At 66.3% G+C, this 24,428-nt stretch carries 25 protein-coding genes; 16 read left to right on the forward strand and 9 right to left on the reverse strand.

Going from position 1 to position 24,428, the window contains the following annotated elements:
- The first annotated feature begins 12 nt into the window (after positions 1–12).
- The 7 genes from WFK36_RS12130 (at position 13) to WFK36_RS12160 (ending at position 9,778) form a co-directional block, all read left to right on the forward strand.
- On the forward strand, positions 13–1,380 hold the full coding sequence (locus tag WFK36_RS12130; protein ID WP_336791970.1) for an ABC1 kinase family protein: 1,368 nt from the start codon (positions 13–15) through the stop codon (positions 1,378–1,380).
- Complete coding sequence (pgfA, locus tag WFK36_RS12135; RefSeq protein WP_336791971.1) at positions 1,377–2,984, forward strand: cell envelope lipid trafficking protein PgfA; 1,608 nt, start codon at positions 1,377–1,379, stop codon at positions 2,982–2,984. Before WFK36_RS12130 ends, pgfA begins: the two co-directional genes overlap by 4 nt.
- A gap of 187 nt (positions 2,985–3,171) precedes the next feature.
- The gene (locus tag WFK36_RS12140) at positions 3,172–4,134 is read left to right on the forward strand and encodes an alpha/beta hydrolase (protein WP_008377007.1); all 963 of its coding nucleotides are present in this window, start codon (positions 3,172–3,174) and stop codon (positions 4,132–4,134) included.
- A gap of 104 nt (positions 4,135–4,238) precedes the next feature.
- Positions 4,239–5,246, forward strand: a complete 1,008-nt coding sequence (locus WFK36_RS12145; protein WP_336791973.1) for a Dyp-type peroxidase — start codon at positions 4,239–4,241, stop codon at positions 5,244–5,246.
- Positions 5,247–5,285: 39 nt separating this feature from the next.
- A complete protein-coding gene (locus WFK36_RS12150) occupies positions 5,286–6,077 on the forward strand; it encodes a family 1 encapsulin nanocompartment shell protein (protein ID WP_336791974.1) in 792 nt (263 codons plus the stop codon).
- 51 nt (positions 6,078–6,128) lie between these two features.
- Positions 6,129–7,862: an ABC transporter ATP-binding protein gene (locus WFK36_RS12155; RefSeq protein WP_336791976.1), complete on the forward strand. Its 1,734-nt coding sequence runs from the start codon at positions 6,129–6,131 to the stop codon at positions 7,860–7,862.
- Positions 7,859–9,778, forward strand: a complete 1,920-nt coding sequence (locus tag WFK36_RS12160) for an ABC transporter ATP-binding protein (RefSeq protein ID WP_419717486.1) — start codon at positions 7,859–7,861, stop codon at positions 9,776–9,778. Before WFK36_RS12155 ends, WFK36_RS12160 begins: the two co-directional genes overlap by 4 nt.
- Before the next feature lie 198 nt (positions 9,779–9,976).
- On the opposite strand, the gene WFK36_RS12165 is transcribed toward WFK36_RS12160, so the two are convergent.
- The gene (locus WFK36_RS12165) at positions 9,977–10,975 is read right to left on the reverse strand and encodes an EamA family transporter (RefSeq protein WP_336792522.1); all 999 of its coding nucleotides are present in this window, start codon (positions 10,973–10,975) and stop codon (positions 9,977–9,979) included.
- 97 nt (positions 10,976–11,072) lie between these two features.
- Here WFK36_RS12165 and WFK36_RS12170 point away from each other — a divergent pair, with 97 nt between their 5' ends.
- From WFK36_RS12170 to rnhA, 4 genes are read left to right on the forward strand one after another with little or no spacing between them, the layout of a single operon-like run.
- The gene (locus tag WFK36_RS12170; protein WP_008376998.1) at positions 11,073–11,966 is read left to right on the forward strand and encodes a LysR family transcriptional regulator; all 894 of its coding nucleotides are present in this window, start codon (positions 11,073–11,075) and stop codon (positions 11,964–11,966) included.
- Positions 11,967–11,980: 14 nt separating this feature from the next.
- Positions 11,981–12,508, forward strand: coding sequence for a DUF1697 domain-containing protein (locus WFK36_RS12175; protein WP_336791977.1), 528 nt, complete (start codon positions 11,981–11,983; stop codon positions 12,506–12,508).
- Positions 12,505–12,837, forward strand: coding sequence for a YidH family protein (locus WFK36_RS12180; protein WP_336791978.1), 333 nt, complete (start codon positions 12,505–12,507; stop codon positions 12,835–12,837). The genes WFK36_RS12175 and WFK36_RS12180 overlap by 4 nt, the downstream gene beginning before the upstream one ends.
- Positions 12,838–12,859: 22 nt before the next feature.
- Positions 12,860–13,318: a ribonuclease HI gene (gene rnhA / locus WFK36_RS12185; protein WP_336791980.1), complete on the forward strand. Its 459-nt coding sequence runs from the start codon at positions 12,860–12,862 to the stop codon at positions 13,316–13,318.
- A 92-nt stretch (positions 13,319–13,410) separates the two neighbouring features.
- Here the strand turns inward: rnhA and WFK36_RS12190 are convergent, their stop codons facing one another.
- The 3 genes from WFK36_RS12190 to WFK36_RS12200 all read right to left on the reverse strand — a co-directional run bounded on the left by WFK36_RS12190 (position 13,411) and on the right by WFK36_RS12200 (position 17,128).
- Positions 13,411–14,304: a hypothetical protein gene (locus WFK36_RS12190; RefSeq protein WP_336791981.1), complete on the reverse strand. Its 894-nt coding sequence runs from the start codon at positions 14,302–14,304 to the stop codon at positions 13,411–13,413.
- Positions 14,305–14,420: 116 nt separating this feature from the next.
- The gene (locus WFK36_RS12195) at positions 14,421–16,430 is read right to left on the reverse strand and encodes a YhgE/Pip domain-containing protein (protein ID WP_336791983.1); all 2,010 of its coding nucleotides are present in this window, start codon (positions 16,428–16,430) and stop codon (positions 14,421–14,423) included.
- Positions 16,430–17,128 (reverse strand): hypothetical protein, encoded by a 699-nt coding sequence (locus WFK36_RS12200; RefSeq protein ID WP_336791984.1) that lies wholly within the window; start codon positions 17,126–17,128, stop codon positions 16,430–16,432. Before WFK36_RS12200 ends, WFK36_RS12195 begins: the two co-directional genes overlap by 1 nt.
- Before the next feature lie 193 nt (positions 17,129–17,321).
- Between WFK36_RS12200 and WFK36_RS12205 the strand changes: the two genes are divergently transcribed.
- Positions 17,322–18,518 carry an acyl-CoA dehydrogenase family protein gene (locus tag WFK36_RS12205; protein WP_336791986.1) on the forward strand — a complete coding sequence of 399 codons (1,197 nt, stop codon included), beginning with the start codon at positions 17,322–17,324 and terminating at the stop codon, positions 18,516–18,518.
- A complete protein-coding gene (locus WFK36_RS12210; protein WP_336791987.1) occupies positions 18,505–19,155 on the forward strand; it encodes a TetR/AcrR family transcriptional regulator in 651 nt (216 codons plus the stop codon). Before WFK36_RS12205 ends, WFK36_RS12210 begins: the two co-directional genes overlap by 14 nt.
- Before the next feature lie 23 nt (positions 19,156–19,178).
- On the opposite strand, the gene WFK36_RS12215 is transcribed toward WFK36_RS12210, so the two are convergent.
- The gene (locus WFK36_RS12215; protein WP_008376986.1) at positions 19,179–19,568 is read right to left on the reverse strand and encodes a DUF5313 family protein; all 390 of its coding nucleotides are present in this window, start codon (positions 19,566–19,568) and stop codon (positions 19,179–19,181) included.
- Positions 19,569–19,672: 104 nt separating this feature from the next.
- Here WFK36_RS12215 and WFK36_RS12220 point away from each other — a divergent pair, with 104 nt between their 5' ends.
- Positions 19,673–20,128: a MarR family winged helix-turn-helix transcriptional regulator gene (locus tag WFK36_RS12220; protein ID WP_336791988.1), complete on the forward strand. Its 456-nt coding sequence runs from the start codon at positions 19,673–19,675 to the stop codon at positions 20,126–20,128.
- Between the two features lie 3 nt (positions 20,129–20,131).
- Here WFK36_RS12220 and WFK36_RS12225 read toward each other — a convergent pair whose 3' ends face one another.
- Positions 20,132–20,992 carry an SGNH/GDSL hydrolase family protein gene (locus tag WFK36_RS12225; RefSeq protein ID WP_336791989.1) on the reverse strand — a complete coding sequence of 287 codons (861 nt, stop codon included), beginning with the start codon at positions 20,990–20,992 and terminating at the stop codon, positions 20,132–20,134.
- A gap of 166 nt (positions 20,993–21,158) precedes the next feature.
- On the opposite strand from WFK36_RS12225, the gene WFK36_RS12230 reads away from it, so the two are divergent.
- Positions 21,159–21,524, forward strand: a complete 366-nt coding sequence (locus WFK36_RS12230) for a RidA family protein (protein WP_336791990.1) — start codon at positions 21,159–21,161, stop codon at positions 21,522–21,524.
- 41 nt (positions 21,525–21,565) lie between these two features.
- The gene (locus tag WFK36_RS12235; protein WP_336791992.1) at positions 21,566–22,105 is read left to right on the forward strand and encodes a MarR family winged helix-turn-helix transcriptional regulator; all 540 of its coding nucleotides are present in this window, start codon (positions 21,566–21,568) and stop codon (positions 22,103–22,105) included.
- A 70-nt stretch (positions 22,106–22,175) separates the two neighbouring features.
- Here the strand turns inward: WFK36_RS12235 and WFK36_RS12240 are convergent, their stop codons facing one another.
- The 3 genes from WFK36_RS12240 to WFK36_RS12250 are packed head-to-tail and all read right to left on the reverse strand — an operon-like array spanning position 22,176 to position 24,413.
- The gene (locus WFK36_RS12240) at positions 22,176–23,207 is read right to left on the reverse strand and encodes a Rieske 2Fe-2S domain-containing protein (protein WP_419717494.1); all 1,032 of its coding nucleotides are present in this window, start codon (positions 23,205–23,207) and stop codon (positions 22,176–22,178) included.
- Entirely contained in the window at positions 23,207–23,440 is a 234-nt protein-coding gene (locus WFK36_RS12245) for a recombinase-like helix-turn-helix domain-containing protein (RefSeq protein ID WP_336791995.1), read from the reverse strand. The genes WFK36_RS12240 and WFK36_RS12245 overlap by 1 nt, the downstream gene beginning before the upstream one ends.
- A gap of 10 nt (positions 23,441–23,450) precedes the next feature.
- Positions 23,451–24,413: a PDR/VanB family oxidoreductase gene (locus WFK36_RS12250; RefSeq protein WP_336791997.1), complete on the reverse strand. Its 963-nt coding sequence runs from the start codon at positions 24,411–24,413 to the stop codon at positions 23,451–23,453.
- Positions 24,414–24,428: the final 15 nt, after the last annotated feature.

Here is a 24,428-nt window from a genome sequence, read left to right on the forward strand (position 1 = left end):
GACTCCTCAGGCGTGACGACCGTCGAACCCGATCCGGACTCCGGCCGAGGCGCCCTGCCCGCCGTGTCGCCGATCAGCGAAGTCGGCCGCTTCACGTCGACCTCCGTACATGCGGCGGCCGGCGTGGGGCGGCTCGCCGTCGGCGCCATCGGCGGCCTGTTCCGTGGTCAGACGCCCGGCGCGGCGGATGTGGCACGCGAAGTCCGACGCACCTTCGAGCACCTCGGCCCCACGTACGTGAAGCTCGGACAGCTCATCGCGTCCAGTCCCGGCGTGTTCGGTCCAACGCTTTCCAATGAGTTCGAGACTCTCCTCGATCAGGTTCGACCCCTCGACTTCGCCCAGGTCAAGACCCTCTTCGTCGAAGACCTCGGGGCGGCACCCGACGAGGTGTTCGCGACGTTCGACGAGACGCCGATCGCGTCGGCGTCCATCGCCCAGGTCCACACCGCGACGCTGCACAACGGCGACGAGGTGGTCGTCAAGATCCAGCGGCCCGGCATCGCCGGCCGCCTCGCACCCGACGTCGCGATCCTCGAGCGACTCGCGGGTCTAGTCGAGATCTCCGAGTACGGCCGCATGCTGTCAGCCCGCCACGTCGTCGAGGACTTCGCCGACGGCCTCGGCGCCGAACTCGATTTCCGCAATGAGGCCGCGACGATGGCCGAGTGGTTCGAGTGTCTGCAGCCCGGCCCCTTCGGGGACCGCGTCCGTGTCCCTCGCGTCCACCCCGAGCTGACGACCCGGCGTGTCATGACGATGGAACGCATCTACGCCACCCGCATCGACGACGCAGCCGCAGTCCGCGCGGCGGGCCACGACGGGGAGGCGCTCGTCCGCAATCTGCTGCTGTCGCTTCTCGACTCGGCGTTCCACGGCGGTCTCTTCCACGGCGATCTGCACGCGGGCAACGTCCTCGTCGACGACGACGGCAAGCTGGTCCTCCTCGACTTCGGCATCGTCGGACGCTTCGACGCCCGCACTCGCCGCATCCTCCGACAACTCGTCGTCGACCTGATCGTGAAACAGGACTACGACTCCGCGGGCCGCGCGATCTTCCTGCTCGGCGCGGTCCACAATCCGGGTTCGACGTCCAAGGGCGGCGACGACCTGCGCAAGGTCACCTCGCCGTTGTCGACGACCGAACTCGGATCGATGAGCTACACCGACCTCGGCAGGCAGCTCGCGGCCGTGGCGAAGGCGCACGACGCGCGGTTGCCACGCGAGCTCGTGCTCGTCGGGAAGCAACTGCTCTACGTTGAGAAGTACATGAAGCTGCTCGCGCCTCGATGGAAGGCGATCAGCGACCGAGAGATCTACGGCTACATGGCCGGGATCATGAAGGAAGCCGAACGTGATCGAAGGAGCCGTCTGAAATGAAGCGCGTCCTACTGGCCTTCACCGCGTTCTTCGGCGTCGCGTTCATCGCGGCAGCCGTCGTCATTCCCATCTACCTGGTGCCGAAGCTGAAGGTGGTGCCGCTCGACCTCGACATCACGTCGGTCGCGACGACCGTCCCGGCCCAGGGCGAGACCGGCGACCGCTTCCCCGCAGTCATCTTCGACCGCTGTTCGGTGACCAAGAAGAAGGCGGCGCAGTTCGACGCGCACCTGACTCAGCAGCGCCGTTCGGTGATCGTCGATCCGTCCGACGCTGACCAGGCCACTCTCCAGTCGGCGCAGACCGTGCGCATCGACCGCGTCCGCGACTCCGCGGGCACCGAACGCGACCTGACGATGTCGACGGACGGCGAGCGAGCCTGCGACGACGCGTTGCTCACGGCGACAGTCGACCGCGTGTCGGTGAACCGCAAGACCTCTGTCCCGAACGGTGTTGTCAGTTCACTGCAGCTCGAGTCGGTCCCTGAGGGCGGCAACGTCGAAGACGCCTCGGTCCGTCTCGACGACCGCAAGGGCTTCCAGTACAAATTCGGCTTCAACGTGCAGAAGCGCGAGTACTACTACTTCGACACGAACACGCGCCAGGACTCCCCGGCGAAGTTCGTGGAGGAGAAGGTCATCAACGGCGTCAAGACCTATCACTTCGAGGCCGACGTGCCCGAGAAGGACCTGTCCGACCTGCCGAACCCGCAGGGCGACGCCGCGCTCGGCACGATCCTGAACATGCCCGCCAGCTGGTGGGGCATCACCGGCCGGGGCGTCAAGGCCAAGGACATGGTCGAGATGCACCGCTACGGCGCCGCGACTCGCCACGTGTACGTGGAGCCGGTGACCGGCACGATCGTGTCCGGCTTCGAGGAGCAGCACCAGTACTTCAAGTCGCCCGACGACAGTTCGGAGACCCCTCGCGCCATCCGCGAGTTCCGCATGGACGCCCTGAAGGCGACGTTCCAGTGGTCCGACGAGACGGTCGCACAGCAGACCGACCGCGCGAAGCACTACGTGAACCTCCTCAAGTGGGGCGGCACGTACGTGCCGATCATCTTGGGTGTCCTTGGCGGTCTCCTGCTCCTCGCGTGGGTGTTCCTCGTCTGGCGCGGTCGCAAGAAGCCCGCCACCTCAGGCGACGATCCCCAGGACCCGCAGGACCAGCCGACCCTCGACGAGCCGACAAGCGGCGCTCCGCCCGCCGTCGCCCTCGACAAGGCCCCCGCAGACGAGACGCCGACCACGTCGTACGCGGTCACCGACGGCGCGTACACGTACGACCCGTCGTCGTTCGGCGATCCGAACCATCAGCGGCCGACGTTCGCGGCACCGTACGCGCCTGCGCCGGACACGACAGTCATCCCCTCTGTGGAGCCGGACGCCCCCGAGACCACGGTGCTCCCGGATCAGTCGCAGTGGCAGCGCGCCGTCCCCCAGGAGTCGGAGTGGCAGCCTCGCCACGAGGCACCCGACGCCCAGACGCCAGGCCACGTGGCGCCGAGCCCCCTCGACGACACGGACACCGGGGCGTTCCGGTCGCCGTTCGCCGACCCCACCCGACCGATGCCCGATCCCGACCAGAACCGCGATCGGTAGCGGCGCGAGCAGCGTGAACTACCTGAGGAACGTCCGACAAAGGCAGGTGGCGAGCCATGTCTCTGCTTTGGACACACCATCACGATTCGATTACGCTGAACGACCGAACGGGGGATCGGGCCGGTCTCAGTCCCTTGATTACGATCTTCCGGCGGCTTCGGCCGTCGCAGACGAAAAGGAAAACCGAATGCTCTCCAGCGCCCGTAAGCGCTTGACTGCCGGTGTGCTCGCACTGGCCACGGCTGCCACCGCAGCCGTCGTCGTCACCCCCGCACCGCAGGCTCAGGCCGCGGGCGTCGTCGAGAACGTCTGGTCCGCCGCGATGCACCGCAGCGTCCCCGTCAAGATCATCGACGGCGGCGCAGGCAAGTCGAAGCCGACCCTCTACCTGCTGGACGGCCTGCGCGCCCCCAAGCACAACAGCGGCTGGCTCATCGAGACCAACGTCGACCAGTTCATGGTCGGCAAGGGCACCAATGTCGCGATCCCGTTCGGCGGCGGCGGCAGCTTCTACACCAACTGGGAGCGGCGCGACCCGAAGCTCGGCCTCAACAAGTGGGAGACCTTCCTCACCCGGGAGCTCCCGGCGTACATGAAGAAGAACCACGGCAGTGACAACCGCCGCAACGGTGTCGCCGGCCTGTCGATGTCGGGCACCGCGGCGCTGAACCTCGCATCGCGCCACCCGAACTTCTACAAGGCCGTCGCCTCGTACTCGGGCTACCCGACCGTCACGATGCCCGGCTTCGGCCAGGGCATCCAGGCCTCCGTCATGGAGATGGGCGGCAACCCGGTCAACATGTGGGGTGTCTGGCCCGCAGGCGAGTGGGCCGCCAACGACCCGTTCCTGACTGCAGGCAACCTCGCAGGCCACCGCGTGTACGTGTCGTCGGGCACCGGCGTCGGCTCCAAGTACGACTCGTCACTCACCCCGGGCAGCCCGAACTTCAACGCGACCAAGTTCGCTCAGATGGTTCCGCTCGAGGTCGCCGCGTCGACCAGCTCGCAGCTGTACATCGCGCGTCTCGCGACGGTCCCGGGCGTCCGCCTCACCACGCACATCTCGCCCGACGGCGCGCACTGGTGGGACTACTGGCAGGCACGCTTCAAGGAGTCGTGGGCCTCGACCTTCCGCCCCGCCTTCTTCTGATCCTCTCCGCTCGTCGAGCGGAACCTGACGGCCGGCACCCCTCGTGGGTCGCCGGCCGTCGGCGTGTCAGCACTGGAGTCAGTAGGCCGAGCTAGGGTAGACGAGTGGGTACCGGACAGCACATTCTGACGAGTAAAACGCCGACGGCGGTGTTCCTGGTGGTGACCGTCGACGACGGTGGCGAGCAGGCCGCACGCGATGCGCTCGAAGGCCTCGCCGGCATCGTGACCACCGTGTCGTCGCGCGTTCCGGACGCCACACTGTGCGCGGTCGTCGCGATCGGGTCGGATGCGTGGGACCGACTCTTCTCGGGACCTCGTCCGGCAGAGCTGCACCCGTTCGTGGAATTGACGGGCGAGGTCCACACCGCGCCCGCCACCCCGGGCGATCTGCTTCTTCACATCAAGTCCGACCGCGCCGACCTCGCCTACGAGGTCGGACGGCTCTGGACGGCACAGCTCGGCGACGCCGTCACCACCGTCGACGAGACTCACGGCTTCCGGTACTTCGACATGCGCGACCTGATCGGGTTCGTCGACGGCACCGAGAACCCCAACGGTCCGGACGCCGTCTCCGCGATCACCGTCGACCCCGATCAGGATCCCGACTTCGCGGGCGGCAGTTACGTCGCCGTGCAGCGGTACGTCACCGAGTTCTCGGAATGGAATGCGCTGCCGACCTCCGATCAGGAGGACGCGATCGGACGGAGCAAGCTCGAGAACGTCGAGATGGACGACGACACCAAACCGTCGAACGCTCACACTGCACTGACGAACCTCCCCGACGTCGACGGCGAACCGCAGGACATCGTCCGCGACAACATGCCGTACGGCGACATCGCAGGCGACGGCGTGAAGGGCACCTATTTCATCGCGTACTCGAAGACCCCGGCGATCACCGAGGAGATGCTGCGCCACATGTTCCTCGGCGACCCGCCCGGCAACCATGACCGGCTGCTCGACTTCACCACAGCGGTCACCGGAACCCAGTTCTTCGCCCCGACGGCCGAGTTCCTGGCCGACCTGCCACCCGCTCCCGAGACCGAACCAGCCGAACAACCGACAACTGTCGGACCGTCCGACGGATCGCTCGGCATCGGATCGCTCCGCTGACCCCACCGAAGTGAACGACGGATTGAAAGGACACCACCCATGACCAATCTGCACCGCGAGCTCGCGCCGATCTCCACCGCCGCCTGGGCCGAGATCGAGGAGGAGGCCACCCGCTCGTTCAAGCGGAACGTGGCCGGACGTCGGCTCGTCGATGTGAAGGGCCCGCTCGGCCTCGACACCGACTCGGTGACCATCGGCCATCGCACCAAGATCGACGCACCCGCCGACGGCATCCAGGCGTACCTGCGCAACGCGCAGCCGCTCGTTGAACTGAAGGTGCCGTTCACCATCACCCGCGAGGCGATCGACGACGTGGAGCGCGGTGCTGCCGACTCCGACTGGGACCCGGTGGTCAACGCGGCTCGCGACCTCGCGCACGCCGAGGACCGGGCGATCTTCTCCGGCTACTCGGCGGCGAGCATCGCCGGAATGGCCGCAGGCGCCACCAAGATCGCACTTCCCGAGGACGTCCGCGACTACCCGGAGGCCCTCAGCCAGGCGATCAACGCGCTGCGTCTCGCATCGGTCGACGGCCCGTACTCTCTCGCCCTGTCGGCAGAGCTGTTCGCGCTGGTCAACGAGACGTCCAACCACGGTTACCCGATCCGCGAGCACCTACGGCGGCTCCTCGTCGACGGCGAGATCGTGTGGGCGCCCGCCATCAGCGGCGGATACCTGGTGTCGACTCGCGGCGGCGATTTTGAGCTGACCATCGGCCAGGACGTGTCCATCGGTTACGACTCGCACGACGCCGATGTGGTCAACCTGTACTTCACCGAGTCGTTCACCTACTTGAACTACACCGATGAGGCGGCCGTCGCGCTCACCTGACCGCCGAATTTCGAGGTGCCATGACGCCGAGGAGTGCGTAGGGTCGATCGGGTGCTGATCCGACTCCTTCGCATGTACCTGACGAAGTACCGCAGTCTGATCATCGCCGTGATCGCCCTCCAACTGGTGGCGACCGCGGCGATGCTCTATCTCCCCACCTTGAACGCCGACATCATCGACCGCGGAGTCGCAGCAGGCGACACCGGTTACATCCTGTCGACCGGCGGGTGGATGCTGCTCGTGTCGCTCGTTCAGATCGTGTGCTCGGTGGCCGCGATGTACTTCGGCGCGAAGGCAGCCCTCGGCGCAGGCCGCGACATGCGCCACGACCTCCTGCATCGGGTCAACGAATTCTCCGCACGCGAGGTCGGACGGTTCGGCGCGCCGTCGTTGATCACGCGCACCACGAACGACGTGCAGCAGGTGCAGCTTCTCGCCGTCATGTCGATCTCCATCCTGGTGACGGCTCCGATCATGGGCATCGGCGGCATCGCGATGGGCATGCACGTCGCGCTCCCGATCTCGTGGGTCCTCGTCGTGGCCGTGCCCATCCTCGGCATCACGATGGGTCTGATCATCGGCCGGATGATCCCGGCGTTCCGTTCGATGCAGGAACGCATCGACAACGTGAACCGGGTGATGCGCGAACAGATCACCGGCATCCGCGTGGTCCGGGCGTTCGTCCGCGAACGGTACGAGACCCAACGGTTCGGCGTCGCCAACGACGAACTCGCCGACGCGACGCTGAAGGTCGGGCGGATGACGGCGCTGATGTTCCCCGCCGTCATGCTGATCACCAACCTGACGTTGATCGCCGTCCTCTGGTTCGGTGGACACGCCGTCGACGACGGCTCCGTCGAGATCGGATCACTCACGGCGATGATCAGCTACGTCATGCAGATCATGATGTCGGTGATGATGGCGTCGTTCCTCGCGATGATGGCCCCGCGCGCCGGGGTGTGCGCCGAACGCATCTGCGAGGTCCTCGACACCGAGTCGTCGGTGCACTCGCCCGCAGTGGCGGAGGAGCAGACCGCCGACGCGGCGATCGTCGAGTTCGACGACGTCGAGTTCCGGTACCCGGGCGCTGCCGAACCTGTCCTGTGCGGGGTCTCGTTCACGACCGCGCCGGGCACCACGACGGCGATCGTCGGCTCCACCGGATCAGGTAAGACGACTCTGGTGAACCTGATCCCGCGCCTGCTCGACACGACCGGCGGAGTGCTCCGCGTCGGCGGCGTCGACGTCCGCGATCAGGATCCCGACCTGCTGCGGGCCGGCATCGGCGTCGTCCCCCAGCGGCCGTATCTCTTCTCCGGGACAGTCGCCACCAACCTCCGGCACGGCAAGCCCGACGCCACCGACGACGAACTGTGGGAGGCGCTGACCGTCGCGCAGGCCGCAGACTTCGTCCGGGCGATGCCCGACGGTCTCGACACCGCGATCTCGCAGGGCGGCACTACCGTGTCGGGCGGGCAACGACAGCGGTTGGCGATCGCACGCGCCCTCGTCCGCCGTCCTGCCGTCTACGTGTTCGACGACTCGTTCTCGGCCCTCGACCTGACGACCGACGCCCGACTGCGCGCCGCCTTGGCGCCCGCCACGCGCGACTCCGCGATGATCGTCGTCGCGCAGCGCATCTCGACCATCACCGGAGCCGACCAGATCGTCGTCCTCGACGCAGGCACCGTCGTCGGCATCGGAACGCACGACGAACTGCTCGAATCGTGTCCCACCTACGCTGAGATAGCCGAATCTCAGCTGTCGATCGGAGCCGAACAGTGACTCGCCCCGGAGCAGCCGGCCCGCCCGGAATGACGCCGTCGATGGAGAAGGCCGACTCGTTCGGACCATCGCTGAAGCGGCTCGTGCGCCACCTCGGCGCGTACCGCACGATGATGACCGTGATCGTCGTGTCGATCATCGGTTCCGTCGCACTCAACGCCTACTCGCCGCGAGTCCTCGGCGACGCCACCGACGAACTGTTCTCGGGTGTCATCGGATCGCAGTTGCCTGCCGGACTGACCAAAGACGAGGCCGTCGACGGGCTCCGCCAGTCGGGACACGACACGTTCGCCGACATGGTCTCCGCGATGGACGTCGTGCCGGGACACGGAGTCGACTTCAGTGCCGTCGGACGGATCCTCGCGATCGTTCTCGCGCTGTACGTGGCGTCGGCGCTGTTCGGTTGGCTCGGCGCGTACCTGCTGAACAAGGTCGTCGTCTCCACGATCACCGACCTGCGCGGCCGCATCGAGGCCAAGATCCATCGCCTGCCGTTGTCGTTCTACGACGAGTCCAAGCGCGGCGACCTCCTCAGCCGCGTGACGAACGATCTCGACAACCTCTCGCAGTCGCTGCAGCAGACGATCAGCCAGTTGCTCAACTCTGTGCTCATGGTGATCGCGATCCTCGTGATGATGCTGAGCATCTCCCCGCTGCTGTCGCTGATCGCCCTCGCCACCGTCCCGATCGCGGCTATCGCGACCGGCATGATCGCCAAGCGCTCCAAACCGCACTTCATCGGCCAGTGGTCGTCCACCGGCGCGCTCAACGCACAGATCGAAGAGGCATTCACCGGCCACGAGCTCGTCAAGGCGTTCGGTCGTCGGGAAGCCGTCGAAGCCGACTTCGACGAACGCAACACCGCGCTCTACGAATCGTCGTGGCGGGCCCAGTTCATCTCCGGCATCATCATGCCGACGATCATGTTCCTGGGGAACCTGAACTACGTCGCCGTCGCCGTCGTCGGCGGCCTGCGCGTGGCGTCCGGCCAGCTCAGCCTCGGCGAAGTGCAGGCGTTCATCCAGTACTCACGGCAGTTCACGCAGCCGCTCACCCAGATCGGGTCGATGTTCAACCTGATGCAGTCCGGTGTCGCGTCGGCCGAACGCATCTTCTCCGTCCTCGACGAGCCCGAAGAGGCCCCGGATCCCGAGAAGCCGGAGTCGCCGGAGGCCGGCCGAGGCCGCATCGTGTTCGACGACGTCTCGTTCCGGTACGTCGACGACCGCCCGCTGATCGAGAACCTGTCCCTGACCGCCGAAGCGGGCGACACCGTCGCCATCGTCGGCCCGACCGGCGCGGGCAAGACCACTCTCGTGAACCTGATCATGCGCTTCTACGAGGTGGACGAGGGGACCATCTGGATCGACGGCGTCGACGCCTCGCACATGTCGCGCGACGACCTCCGCGAACGCACCGGAATGGTGCTGCAGGACTCGTGGCTGTTCGGCGGGACCATCTACGACAACATCGCCTACGGCGACCCGACCGCCAGCCGCGAGGAGGTCCTCGAGGCGGCCCGGATCAGTCACGTCGACCACTTCGTGAAAACGCTGCCCGACGGGTACGACACCGTCCTCGACGACGAGGGCGGCGGCGTCTCCGCGGGTGAACGGCAGCTGATCACGATCGCACGCGCCTTCCTCGCCAAGCCGACGGTGCTGATCCTCGATGAGGCGACGAGCTCCGTCGACACCCGCACGGAACTCCTGATCGGCAAGGCGATGGCCAACCTGCGTGCCGATCGCACCAGCTTTGTCATCGCGCACCGCCTCTCCACGATCCGCGACGCCGACGTCATCGTGGTCATGGAGGACGGACACATCGTCGAGCAGGGCTCACACGAGTCGCTCCTCGAAGCCGAAGGGGCCTACTTCCGCCTCTACTCCGCCCAGTTCTCCGCCGCCGTCACGTAACCCCGTCCCACCCGGTCAGCGGGCGGAGACGTCCGCCTCGGCAGTCCTCGCGGGCTCGGCAGTGTCGCGTGTTGGAGATTGCTCGACGGTTGGTGGTGCTCCGCTGTGCAGCTGGCAAGGCGGAGGAGGGAGGGATACCGGCAGGTATCACGACCGACGACAACGCCGCCAGGTGTGCAGCGGGGTGCCGCCAACCATTCAGGAATGTTCGACACGCGACACCAGCGGCTCGCGCGCTGCGGAGGGCTCCGCGGACGTCTCCGCCCGCTGACCTCGTTGTGGTGTCTTCTTCCGGTTGCGTCGTTCCCCTCTCGGCAGGGTGCTGTCTGTTCCGCTCGTTCCTGTTGCCGCGCTCATCGTCGTTCCTACGCTGGCGGCTATGACCGCCGCGATGGCTAGCGATGGGAGGACGCCGATCGGTTGGTGGAGCAGCACGAAGCCTGCGACGGCGGCGATCGCCGGTTCCAGGCTCAGCAGGACGCCGAACACGTTCTTCGGCAGGCGGCGCAGGGCGCTCAGTTCGAGCGAGTAGGGGATGAGCGAGCCCAGGAGCGCGGTGCCCGCGGCGAGCGCGAGCAGACGCCAGTCGCCGACTGCGGGTGCCGCGGCGGCGCCTCCCATGGGCAGCAGCACGATCGATGAGATCACCAGGGCCGCGGCGAGACCACCCGTACCCGGTACGCGGGCGCTCACTTTGGCGCCCGCGAGAATGTAGCCGGCCCAGAAGAGGCCGGCGAGCAACGCGAACAGCACACCGATCGGGTCGAGCGACGACGCGCCGAGCACACTGTCCACACCGAGCAGCATCATGCCGACGAACGCCAGTCCGACCCACAGAAGGTCGGTGCGGCGGCGCGACAGGACCGCCGACAGGATCAGCGGGCCGAGGAACTCGATGGCGACGGCGGTGCCGAGTGGGATGCGGTCGATGGCGGCGTAGAACGAGCCGTTCATAGCGGCGAGCACCGCGCCGAACGCGACCACCGCACGCCATTGGGATCTGTCCCACCGGAGGACTCTCGGTCGGGTGATCGCGACCAACACCAGTGCCGCGATCGTCAGCCGCAGTTGCGTCGCACCCCATGAGCCGACGTCGTCGAAGAGGTGCACGGCCATCGCTGCTCCGAACTGCAACGACACGCATGAACCGATGATCATCGCCACCGCCGCGCCAGTCCGAGCCTCGCCAACCTTCATGTTCACGAGATCCACTCTTCGCCCGACGATACGATCAGTCCAGCGAATGTCTCTGGCCGATAATAGTTAGCAGTTCTGATGTGTTGAAGGGCCCGAAATGCTGAACGTCGCACGCCTCCGAGTGCTCCGCGAACTGCACCTGCGCGGAACTCTCGCCGCGGTCGCCGACGCCCTGTCGTACACACCGTCGGCCGTCTCTCAGCAGTTGTCCCAACTCGAGAAAGAGGCCGGGGTCCAACTGCTCGAGAAGGTCGGGCGCGGCGTCCGGCTGACCGATCAGGCGATCACCCTGGTCGGTCACACGGAGGCGATTCTCGCGCGCCTCGAACTCGCGGAGTCGGAGTTGGCGGCGGCACAGCCCGAGGTGAGAGGAGTCCTGCGGGTGGCGTCGTTCCAGTCGGTTGTTCTCGAGCTGGCCCCCGCAGCGCTCACTCTCCTCGCCGAGCGGCATCCACTGCTGCAGGTCGAGATCACGCAACGCGACGAAGTTCTCGGCAGCAGCGGACTCCTCGCGCACGAGTTCGACGTCGTCCTCGGCGAGGAGTTCCCGGGTGGACCCCATGAGATCCGCTCCGGAATCGACCGCGAGGATCTCCTCCGCGATCCGTTGCTCTTGGCGATGCCGTCCCACGGCCCACTCGCCGACCTGCCGGCCGACGTGACGCAGTTGGCCGACGCCCCGTGGGCACTCGACCCCGCGGATCTGGCGATGGGGGCGTGGTCGCGCGACGTGTGCCGATCGGCGGGCTTCGAACCGGACGTCCGTTTCGACACTCCGGATCCGCTCCTCCAGGCGCATCTGGTTCGCAGTGGTCACGCCGTCGCCTTGCTGCCGTCGCTCATCGCCGACGCCCACCTGCACGGAACACGGCTCGCGTCGCTGCCCGGCAATCCCCACCGCCGCCTGTACACGGCCGCTCGGGCCGGGCGGTCGGGTCATCCGTCGATCCGTGCTTTCCGGTCCGCGCTGGCACACGCCGCCCGCGGGTGAACTACCGTCGAGGCATGCCCGCATCGCGCATCGTCCTGCTCCGCGCCGTGAACGTCGGCGGCGCGAAGCTCCCGATGGAACGGCTTCGCGCGATCGCATCCGACCTCGGCGCCACAGACGTGTCGACGTACATCGCGTCCGGCAACCTGTTGTGCACTCCGCCTGGTGATCCGGACTCCTTCGACCGCACCCTCGAACAGGCGATCTCCGACGAGTTCGGGTACTTCCGCGAAGTGATCAGTCGGACGCCGGACGAGGTCGCCGCGGCTCTCGCCGCATCTCCGTTCACCGGCGGCAAGCATGCGCACATCTACTTCCTGACCGGTGTGCCCGACGCCGATGCGGCGGAGGCGTTCTGCGCGACCGACTTCGGCGGCGGGGAGCGGTTCGCGGTGATCGGCGCCGACCTGCACATCGACTATCCGGAGGGTGCGGGCGCCACGAAACTCACTCCCGCGAAGATCGCGAAACTGTTGGGCGTCACCGGGACCGGCCGGAACCTCCGGACCACTGCGACGCTCGTCGAACGGGCGCGGGCATGACGGAGCAGCCGCCGGGGTCGGTCGACGCCCGGTTCACGATGGCCGCCGAACGGACCCTGCTCGCCTGGTTGCGGACCGCGCTCGGGCTCCTCGCCGCCGGCGTCGCCGTGTTGCACGTGGTCGGCGACTTCGCCTCCCCTGCCCTGCAGACGACGCTCGGAGTGGCGCTGGTACTGCTCGGCGGCGCGTCGGCCGCCCTCGGCGCGTGGAGATGGCAGCGTGTCACGCGTGCCCTGTCCGACGGCGGGCCGATGCCTGGACCAGTCGGGATCTGGGTGCTCGTCGGTGCCTTCGTGGTGCTGGCGGTCGTGTTCGCGGTCGCTCGATGACCGCCCGGTAATCTGATCCATCATGAGCGCACCCGACTCCTCCGCGAAGACTGTCGAGATCTCCACCGACGGTGCGTGCCTCGGCAACCCCGGCCCCGGCGGTTGGGGTGCGATCCTCCGGTACGGCGACGTCGAGAAGGAGATCTCCGGCTCGGAGCCCGACACGACCAACAACCGCATGGAGCTGATGGCGGCGATCAAGGCACTGAACGCTCTCACTCGCCCGTCGACGGTGATCCTCTACACCGACTCCAGTTATGTCCGGAACGGCATCACCAAATGGGTCGCGGGCTGGGTCCGCAACGGCTGGAAGACCGCGTCCAAGCAGCCGGTCAAGAACGCCGACCTGTGGCAAGACCTCATCGACGCCGAGGACCAGCACACCGTCGAATGGCGCTGGGTCAAGGGCCACGCAGGCGACAAGTACAACGAGATCGCCGACACCCTCGCCACCTCCGCCGCCCGCGCTCTTAAGGGGTGACCAGCGCTTCAACGCACCTAGCCTGCCGTTTGGTGCCACCAGATGACACCAAACGGCAGGTCAGCGGCACTTCGGGCACTTGTGGAACGATGTCAGAGCGCTGCGTTCGGACAGCGCACGAGCCACCTTGGCGGCCGTGGAGCACGGCCGCCCGATAACCTGCCTGTACCAAGCCTCAAGGTGAGACGGTTCGCACTGACGGCGGCGTCTAGGTCCCGTTCCATATCTGCGTCCCGGTCGCGTGCACTGTTGTGGAAGCGCCATCCGTCAAGTTCGACGACGACTCCAGCGTCCGGATAGTCCAGATCCCGGTAGCCTTTTCGCCCGGACGTCGTCGGGGCCTGCCGGATCGCAGCCGGAAGGCCGTGCGGCCTTTCCACGTCGGTGAGGTAGCGATGCTCAAGCACCGAGCACGTGCCGGCAGCGATGTCTGTCAGCACGTCACGAACGAAAGCGCGGCGACGATAGCGGCCTCGGTTAGCGAGACAAGCGAGAAGTCGTTGAGCGGTCGTGACGCGAGCGTTCACCGCATCGGCGAGCACCGCAATCGTGTCGATCTCCGACGCCGCAGCCGATGCGACGTCGAGAACCGCCTCTTCGACACGCAGCCGAGGCGGCTGCAGATTCCACGCGACAGCCTCCTCGAGGTTCGATCGGCGATGGACCACAACACCCGGCCGCTTCGTGAACTTCCGATCGTCGGCGACCACAACGTGGATTGTCGCGCCTGCATTCGGGAGAACCGACGTGTAGCCGAGCGCGGCCGGGTACAGATCGAGCACAGCCGCCCACGCGCGCTGACGCCACGTGAGCGGTCCGGTGTGATTGACGTAGACGCCTGCGAAAACCACTGTCCAATCACGACGCCGAACAAGACGACGGATGTCGTTCGGCGTGTACCCGCATTTGATGGCTTGTCGGCGCGCGATGACGCCGTCCTGCATCGAGAGGACATCGGCGACGTTCAGATCGGCGGTCGTGGCCACGCCCGAATCGTGGCAAATAAGGGCCAATCGGTAAACACCGTTGTCCACAGGTACGGCGTCGCCGGCGAACCTGCCGTTTGGTGGCACAGGCCGACACCAAACGACAGGTTAAGGGTCTACACCTGGATCGGCGGGTAGAGCTGCTCCATGGTGTACTGCCGGTTCCGTCTCGCGGCCCAGGAGCTGAAGGCCAGGCTGCCGAGCATCACGCCCGCTAGGACGGCGACGCTGATGCCGAGGCGGTAGTCGACGCCGCCGGAGATCAGCTGTCGCATGCCGGTGACGGCGTACCCCATCGGGTCGTACGGGTGCAGGATCTGCGCGGGTTTCGCCGTCGTCTCCACTGGATATATGCCGCCGGACGCGACGATCTGCACCATCAGGAAGGCCAAGGACACCACGCGTCCGACGGCGACGCCGAGCACCGAGTTGAACATCTGTATCAACGCCAGGAACGCGGCGGAGACGAGGAGCATGAAACCGACCATCCCCAGCGGGTGTGCAGGGTCGAGGCCGACCGCGAAGTGCGCGACCAGGAACATGACGACCACCTGCGCGATCGCGATCAGTACGGCAGGCCAGTACGACGCGAGGATCGCGCGGAGGCCGCCGAGGCCGTTGACCACCGGACGCGCCTGCAGCGGCTTGATCATCATCCAGATGATGATGGTGCCGATGAACATGGCGAGCGGGAGGAAGAACGGCGCAAAACCAGCGCCGAACGTCGGAGCCTTGTTGTGGGTGAACTCGTTCAACGCAACGGGCTGGGACAGATTCGCCGCCGTCTTCTGACGCTGCGCGTCGTCACCGAAGTCGGGGATCTGCTTGACGCCGTCCGACAGCCCCTTCGACAGCTCATCCGCGCCCGCCGAGAGCTTCGGCGTGCCGTCCGCGAGCTGTGCGGCCCCCGTCGCCAGTCGGTTGCTTCCGTCGGTGAGCTGGATCAGACCGGAATTGAGCGCGGCCGACCCGTCCTTCAGCTGATTCGCACCGTCGGTGAGCTGCCCCAACTTGCCCGCGAGCTGACCGTTCTCGAGCATCGCCAGCATCCCGTAGAGCCCGGAGTTCTTGTCACCCAACTGCCGCGACAGCGCGCGCGACTGCTGCGACAGATTGTCGACGCGTTGTGTGGTGGACGGATCGACACCCTGCGTCTTGAGGAACGTCTGCACCGGCTTCAGCGAGTTCGCGAGGGCGCGGGCGTTCGGGTCCCTGCTGTTGCGCAGCTGAGTCATCACCCCGGTGAGCACATGCTCGGCCTGCGACTGCCCTGCGCCGACCTGTCCGACGACGTCGAGCACACTCGACATGTCCCGAGTCAGACGAGCGGCGTCGGCCGCGTACTGCGTGGGTTTGATCCCCGAGCTCGCCACCTGCGCAAGCGTGGCCTTCAACGGCCCTGCAGCCGAGTTGATGCCGTCGGCGAGCTGACCGGCGCCGTCCGCGAGCTTGGCCGAACCGTCGCGCGCGGTCACCATGTTGGTGGCCAGTTCGTCAGCGCCGGAGGCCAGCTTCTGGGCACCGTCGTCCGCCGTCTTGAGACCCGTGGCGAGTTGGTCCGCACCGTCGGCGGCCCTGGTCAGACCGGCACCGGCGGTGGTGAGCCCAACGAGCACCTGGTCGACGGCCTGCTGGCCGATCTTGTCGTTGAGCGTCGCGGTGACCTGCGCCGCCGCGTTCTGACCGATGATCCCGGCCAGGTAACTGTTGGCGTCGTTGAACTGGAAGTCGACCTGCGCCTTGTGCGGATTCTTCGTGGTCGCCGAGGCGATCGACGAGCTGAAGTCCTTCGGAATGGTGATCGTGAAGTAGTAACGGCCGTGGGCCAGACCGTCCGCGGCGTCCGCCGCATCGGTCACATTGACGCCGAGCTTGCCCGACGCGACGAGCTCGGTCTCCACCTGCTCGCCCGCGTTCAACGTCTTACCCTGGGCAGACGCCCCGGCATCCTCGTTGACCAGCGCGACAGGGACCTTGGCGACTTCGTCGAACGGATTCCAGAACACCCACAGGTACATGGCGCCGTACAGCAGCGGCATCAGGATGACGGTGACGATCGCGATGCGGGGCATCGCGCCTTTCGAGTACCGCTTGAGCTCGGTCCCGAGGGACATTCCAGCCAACATCAGCGCTTCCCTTCCCCGGAGGTGAGTTCGTCGTGCGTCAAGTTCGGGACATCGATGACGAGGCGATGGCCGAGGTCGTCGGGCAGCGGGTTGACGGTCGACGTGATCACCGTCTGCGCTTCACCGAGGTGAGCGAGACGTCGCACCAGGACCCGCTGGTTCACATCGCTGGTCACCTGGTCGATGCTTCCGACCACCAACAACGGCGGGCGCTTCGTGTTCGCGAGGGTGATCCGCAGGAGCATCCGGTCGAGCTCGGACAGGTCGTCGACGTATTCGTCGAGGTCGGGAAGCGGCAGGTCGCCGAACACCGGGCGGCCGAGACGTTCGAGGTCGTCGGCCCCGGCTTTGCCGATCAGTCGATACCACGGTGCATCCCACCGGATCTGCTCGGTGATCAGATCCACCACACGAACCGCGTTGTACACGGCGTCCAGTTCGTCGACGGCCGCCAGTCCGGCGATCCGGAAGATCTGCTTCGCCCCCGAGCGCCCGAACACCGACAGCTCGCCGCCCTTGATCTTCATTCGACCCGCAAGCGTCATCTGCAGGGCGGTGCGGCCCGATCCTGCGGGTCCACGCAGCACGGTGAGCCCGCCCGTGGGGATGTCGAGGTCGATCGGCCCGTAGACCGGTCCCCACGGCCCTCGTTGTGTGATCCCCCGGGCGACGACTGCTGGCTGGTCAGCGATGGTCATGCCTGGAGACTAGTGCTCAAACGTCCAGGTCACGATTCAGACCGGCCGTAGAGTGTGCGAACAGACGTTGTCAGATTTACGGTGGCGGCGGTCACGACACCGCCGCCGGGGCATATGTAGAGTCGATTTTCTAAAGGTTTTGCAGATTTGCGGACGGGCCTTCCGACCTCATCGGAGTCACGCGAGGAGCCTCATGAGCACACTGTGCGCAACAGCCGACCTGACCGACGTTCAGCGCGACATCCTGTCCACCGTCCGACGCTTCGTCGACAGTCAGATCCTGCCGGTCGCGACCGAGTTGGAGCACGCCGACGAGTACCCGGCCGACATCGTCGCGACGATGAAGGAGATGGGCATCTTCGGGCTGACCATCGACGAACAGTACGGTGGGCTCGGCGAATCACTGCTGACATACGCGCTGGTGGTCGAGGAGATCTCCCGCGGGTGGATGAGCGTCAGCGGCATCATCAACACACACTTCATCGTCGCCTACCTGCTGCAGCAGCACGGTACGCAGGAGCAGAAGGACAAGTACCTTCCGCGCCTCGCGGCGGGTGAACTCACCGGCGCGTTCTCGATGTCGGAGCCGGGTCTCGGGTCCGACGTCGCCGCGATCACGACCTCCGCCATCCCGGACGACGGCGGTCGGTACACGATCAACGGCCAGAAGATGTGGCTCACCAACGGCGGCACGTCGTCCCTCGTCGCCGTGCTCGTCCGCACCCCCGAGGGCAAGGACCGCCCGCACCAGAACTTGACGACCTTCCTGATCGAGAAGACTCCCGGCTTCGGCGAGGTCGCGCCCGGACTCACCATCCCGGGAAAGATCGAGAAGATGGGATACAAGGGTGTCGACACCACCGAACTCCTCTTCGACGGCTACTCGATCGACGCGGCCGAGATCCTCGGCGGCGAACCGGGGCGAGGTTTCTATCAGATGATGGACGGCGTCGAGGTGGGGCGCGTCAACGTCGCGGCGCGGGCCGTCGGCGTCGCGCACCGGGCGTTCGAACTCGGGACGTCGTACGCCCAGCAGCGCGAGACGTTCGGCAAACCGATCGCCCAGCATCAGGCCGTCCTGTTCCGCATCGCCGAGATGGGCACCAAGGTCGAGGCCGCACATCAGATGGTGGTCCGAGCCGCCCGCGTCAAAGACACAGGTGAGCGCAACGATCTCGAAGCGGGCATGGCGAAGTACCTCGCATCGGAGTACTGCCGCGACGTGGTCGAGGACGCGTTCCGAATCCACGGCGGCTACGGCTTCGCGAAGGAGTACGAGATCGAACGCCTCTACCGCGAGGCGCCGATGCTGCTGATCGGAGAAGGCACCGCCGACATCCAGCGCATGATCATCGGACGTCGCCTGCTGGAGATGCATGCCGACCACTGATCCCGTCGGGACGGCCGGACGTCGGCAGTCGAAGTCGGAGGCCACGCGCGCTCGCATCATCACCGCGGCCGCTAAGGTCCTCGCCGAGACCGGGTTCGGGCACACCCGACTGTCGGCCATCGCCGACGAGGCAGGCATGCAGATCGGCAGTCTCTACTACTACTTCGGGTCCAAGGACGAACTGGTGGAGGCCGCTCTCGGCGAGGCGGGCGCGCTGATCCACCGAGCCGTCTACAGCGCCGTCGACGACCTGCCGGAGACCGCGACGCCGGGTGAGCGGCTGTCGACTGCTGTCCGCAGCATCATCCGGGTCCGAATCGAGGTCGGCAACATGTCGGCCGCCCACATCCGCAACTATCGGGACGTCCCGAAGGAGATGCGCGACCGTCTCCGCCCATCTCTGGAGCGGTTCTCCGAGTTCTGGGCCGCCCTGGTCCACGACGCTGTCGAGTCCGGAGAGATCCGGTCCGACATCGACCCTCGCATACTGCACATGTTCGTATTCCACACGTCCGAACAGATATCGAAGTGGCCTGCCGCCCTCACGACGTCGACGGCCGACACCGTCGAGGCGATGCACCGATTGATTCTCGCCGGGCTCCGCGACCGCGATGACGGGGGCGATGCCCGTACGTGACCGGTATCGTCGCCGACCTCGACTCAGGGCGCCTCTCGGCGAGCCGCGTAGGCGGCCTCGTACTTCTGCTTGGCGAGGGCGGCGTCGGCGAGTTGCCGCTGGGTGAGCGGCGAGTTCCCGAGCCCGTGCTGCTGGAGCCTGCGCACGCGGTTCTGGTCCTTGTACGACACCGAGTAGACGAACGCGAGAATCGCGGCGAGCAGCACCATCAGCGCCCGAATCCACCAGTCGCCGCCGAACCCGAAGTAGAACGCGAGGTAGATCGGGAGGAAGCAGAACTGAGCGCGGATCAGGTGCCGCGGGGTGGCGAACCGGCCGGTGAGATCGTTGCGGACCCACTCGTGCTGCGCCTCGGGGAGCTTCGCTCCGTACGCGTAGGCGATCCACTGCAGCGGGTTCGGGCGAGCGCTCATCTCCGGGTCCTCACAGACGTCGATTCAAGTAGTGCGCTATTGAATATTGCACGAATCAATGCGCGATTCAATAGCGCACGATCGATTGGGGCTACTCTGTGTCCATGAGCACTGTGATCGACGGCAATCCCCTCGAACTGCATCGGCAGGTCTGCTTCGCGCTCGCCGTCGCCAATCGGTCGGTGCTCAAGATCTACCGCCGGGTCCTCGATCCCCTCGGACTCACGCACCCCCAGTACCTGGTGATGCTGGCACTGTGGGAGGATTCGCCGCTTCCGGTCAAGGACATCGGCCGCCTCCTGCAGCTCGACTCGGCGACACTGTCCCCCCTGCTCAAACGCCTCGAGGCCAGCGGGCTGATCACTCGTCGACGCAACGTCGACGACGAGCGAATCGTCGAGATCCTTCTCACCGGGGCGGGCGCGGCCCTACGAGAACAAGCACTGAGCATCCCCGGACAGGTGGTCGACGCACTCGGCGTCGACCTGTCCGACCTCGAAGAGCTGCACGCCGTTCTCACCAAGGTCAACGCCGCCGCCCTGCGCGCAGACGGCGCCTGAACGTCAATCGTTCAGAACCCTTCCGACAAGTCTCGCCATGTTTCGCTCACCGAGGGCGTTCGGGTGCACAGGCACCGGCTGGACAGTGGTCAAAAGCGGCTCCACCCACCGGACGCCCACGGGCTTGCACGCGTCGTGCCCGGTAGACGCCGTCGCGACGTCGACGAGGGTGACGCCGGTCTGCTCGGCGGCCCGTGCGATCGCGTCGTTCAACTCCACCTGGACACGATGAGTGAACTTCCCGTCGGCGGGAGCGACGGGCATGCCGGGGCACACAGAGTTCGAATCCGGCGCGATCCACGGATAGTTCAGTGCGAGCACCTTCGCATTCGGCGCGGCGACTCGCACCGCCTTCATCGCCCGAACCAGCTTCGGGAAGGTCTTGTCGCGAATGGTCTCGAGCACGGTCGTCGAGTTCTGATCCTCACACGGCGAGCCCCTCATTCCAGCCTTCACGCCGGCGATCACACACTTCATGACCGTGCCCGCGAAGACGTTCTCATCGTTGCCGCCGATCGAGAACGTGACGATGTCGACCTTCCCGTCGAGAGCACGGAGTTGCGGCTTCACGTCGCCGTTCTGCGAGGTGAAGAAGTCGTCCGTCGTCGCACCCCCACAACTGACATCGGTCAGCCGATACCGATTCTTCCGTGCGAGCAGGTGCGCGAAGTTGTCGTTCGCCTGTAGACACAGGAGCGAGGATCCCGGTGCCGGCGGAAGCACTCCGGAACCGGCCGAATAGCTGTCGCCGAGGTTGACGTAGCGAACAGTCTCCGCACGAGCATCTCCCGGTACCAGGCCGCCCGCCACGACCACCGCCGCTGCCATCGCCACTCCGAGTGCCGTCGAGAATCGGCTCCGCATCACATCATCTCCTGTAGATCGATTGATCGACAATTTGCACGAACTGTAACGCAGATCTCGATTCGGCAACAGAGTCCGCCGGGAATGGTTCGCCGACAAAGAACCTTGCAATCAAGTAGTTGAGGACTAAGCTAAAGGGAGGATCCCCGAGCGAAACGAGAGCGACATGACCGTCACCACCTCAGCCAATCACCCGTACAGCCCGGCATACCGGGCCGGAGACCACGTCTACGTCTCCGGAGCGCTGTCGGTGGACGTCGACTACCAGCCCGTTCCCGGCCGGGACGAGGCACTCGACGCCGCCGTCGCCCGAATGAGCGACCGCCTGGCCACCGCCGGAGCAACACTCTCCGACGTGGTAAAACTGACCTACTTCGTGACCGACCTCTCGTTGCGGGAAGAAGCGAACCGGCAGTTCGAGCGTCTCTTCGCCGTTCCGCGACCTGCCCGCACCTTCCTCGAAGTGAGTGCGCTCCCGTACGGTGCGACCGTGGAGATCGACGCGATAGCCGTCACCACCGACCACTCGTGATCGAAACGTCGGCCGACATCACGACCCGAAGGGATGAGCGAGTGTCTGAGCATCACCTACCACCGGACGCGGTCGACCACGCGATCGCGCAGTGGGCGCAGGAACGACCGACGCTCGACGTGTCGGCCCTCGAGGTCTTCGGCCGACTTCATCGCACCTACCTGCGATATCAGTCGTCCATGTCGACGTTGTTCGCCCAGTACGACCTGAACACGGCGTCGTTCGACGTCCTCGCCGCACTCCGTCGGTCGGGTCCTCCGTTCCGGATGACCTCGACCGACCTGGCCCGCACCATGCTCGTCACGACGGGCGGAGTCACGCTGCGTGTCGATCGTCTCGAGAAGTCAGGCCTGGTGGAGCGCCAGCGCGACGCCGACGACCGACGAGTGGTCTACGTCTGCCTGACCACGACCGGACTCCGGGTGATCGACGACGCCGCGACCGCCCATTTCCAGAACGAACTCGTCCTGCTCGACGGGCTGAACGAGACCGATCAGCGGCAGCTCGCTCGTCTGCTCCGCGCGTTGGAGTCGTCCATCCGCGACGCCGAGAACCGGCTCGACGAACCGGACTCCGCCTGACTGCGTGATCCACCGATGACGACGACGCGGCCGCCGGGATCAGTCCCGGCGGCCGCGTCGTTCTCGTCTCTCATGCGTCGGCGAGTCGTTTCGCCTGTTCTTCGGCCTGATTCCGGTACATGCGCCGCAGCCGGATCACACCGAGGTCGTGTTGGTAGAGGTTCTCGGCCTGATCGGCGTCGGACGCCATGTGTTCGAGCATGATGCGGTCCTGCTCCAGGACCGCCCAGTGGCGAGCCTCGAGCGTGGTCTTGTACAGGAAACGCCAGACGTCGCGCTCCCAGCCGCTCACGCGGCGGTAGCGCCAGAAGAACGTCGCCGTCTTGGTCGCGTCGATCGGCGTCGCCATTCCGACGATGCCGAACGATCCGCCGGGGCCCGCCGTCGCCGGGTACGGGATCTCCAGGTCGACCCAGTCGACACCGGTCCGGCAGAACTCGACCCAGTCGAAGTTCACGCCGCGCTGATCGGTCTTCTCGAAGAAGAAGCCGCGGTCGGTCTCGCGGATGCGGAACCGTGCCGAGGTGGCGCCGCCCGCCATCGAGTGCGACTCGTGATGGAGGAATGCTCCGTGCATCGGGTCGAGGAGATTCTCCAGTGCGAAACGCCACGGCGCATCCCACTCGACGTAGCAGAGGAACGCGGAGATGCCGTCGTCAGTGAGCCGTTCGGGGACCTCCAGAGGTCCGGGCTCAGCCTCCGGATCGGTGCCGAACCACGCCAGGATCGCTCCGCCGACCTCACGAATCGGAAGGCTCCTGACGAGTTTCTTCCCTTCGAGGTTGCACCCCGGCATGCCGGGCACGGCGAGCACCGTTCCATCGCCGCCCACCTGGACGCCGTGATACTGGCAGGCGATGCGGTCGCCGAGATGCATGCCCTGCGACAGCGGCGCACCGCGGTGAGGACACCGGTCGGCGAGCATCCGTACTTGTCCGTCCGACTGACGGAACAGCACCCACTGCTCGCCGAGCCGTTCGAGCTTCCGGATGGCGCCCCGTTCGACCCAGTCGGACGGGCAGACCGCATGCCACTGATCTCGCATGCCGGTCGCGAAGATGTCGTCGGCGGACAGAGCTCCTGGACTGTAGACGCGGGCCATCATCGGCCTCCGTTTCCTGAATTCGCGAGTCGAGCGATCTCGACCTGGAACGACTCCTGCGACCACGGCGTGCCGTCAGGACTGATGATGCCGATCTGATTGAGGCCTTCGACGAGGGCTTCGAGGGTGTGTCCCCCGTCGCCGAAGACCTGTTCGATCGCTTTGGCGAGCCGCGACTCGTACGGCGTCGGATCGGTTACACGTGCCTGATCAGGCACCAGATACAGACTCATCGAGCTCCTCCTAGAGGTCGAGTACCAATTCTTCGGACTGTGCGCGCGAGACGCAGATCATCATGGTTGCGCCGCTCTCCTGCTCGGAGGTCGACAAGACGAAGTCGCGGTGATCTGGGACGCCGCGCAGGACGCGGGTCTCGCAGCTTCCGCACATGCCTTCACGACACGAGTTGGGGACGTCGACACCGGCCCCTTCGAGTGCGTCGAGGATGGCGACGTCGGGACCCACCTCGACGGTGACGTCGGACGCGTCGCACCGGACGGTGAAGCCGGTGTCGGCGCCCGGCTCGTCCTCTTCGGCGCGCGCCTTGGGCTTGAATCGCTCAAGCCGGATCGTCTCCGCGTCCCATGCCTCGCCACGCTGTTCGACGGCGGCGAGCAGCCCTTCCGGGCCGCAGGTGTAGACGAGAGTGTCGGCTCGTGGCTCGCCGATCAGCGCGTCCAGATCGAGGACGCCCTCCCGGTCCTCACTGACGATCGACACGTTCTCGCCGTAGGCCTGCAGTTCTCCGACGAAGGCCATCGTCTCTCGACTACGACCGCCGTAGTGCAGTTCCCACTCGGCGCCTGAGCGGTGAGCCTGCGCGATCATCGGGAGCATCGGAGTGATGCCGATGCCGCCTGCGACGAAGACGTACTTCGGAGCGGCGAGCAGTTCGAAGTTGTTCCGCGGTGCGCTGACCGACACGAGGTGGCCGGGACGCAGGTCGTCGTGCACGTAGCGCGAACCGCCTCGGGTTGCCGGATCGCGGAGCACTCCGATCCGGTACTTCGTCTTGTCGGACGGGTCACCGCACAGCGAGTACTGGCGGACCAGGCCCTTCCCCAGGTGGATGTCGATGTGGGAGCCGGGGGTCCACTCGGGAAGTGAGCCGCCCGCGACGTCTTCCAAGTGGACCGACACGACGCCGTCGGCCTCCCACCGCATCGAGCGGACGAGAAGTTCCATTGTTCCGGTGTCCAGGTTCATTGCTCGACCTTTCCG

Origin of the sequence: Gordonia malaquae (genome assembly GCF_037148075.1) — a bacterium.
Taxonomy (GTDB): Bacteria; Actinomycetota; Actinomycetes; order Mycobacteriales; family Mycobacteriaceae; genus Gordonia; species Gordonia malaquae.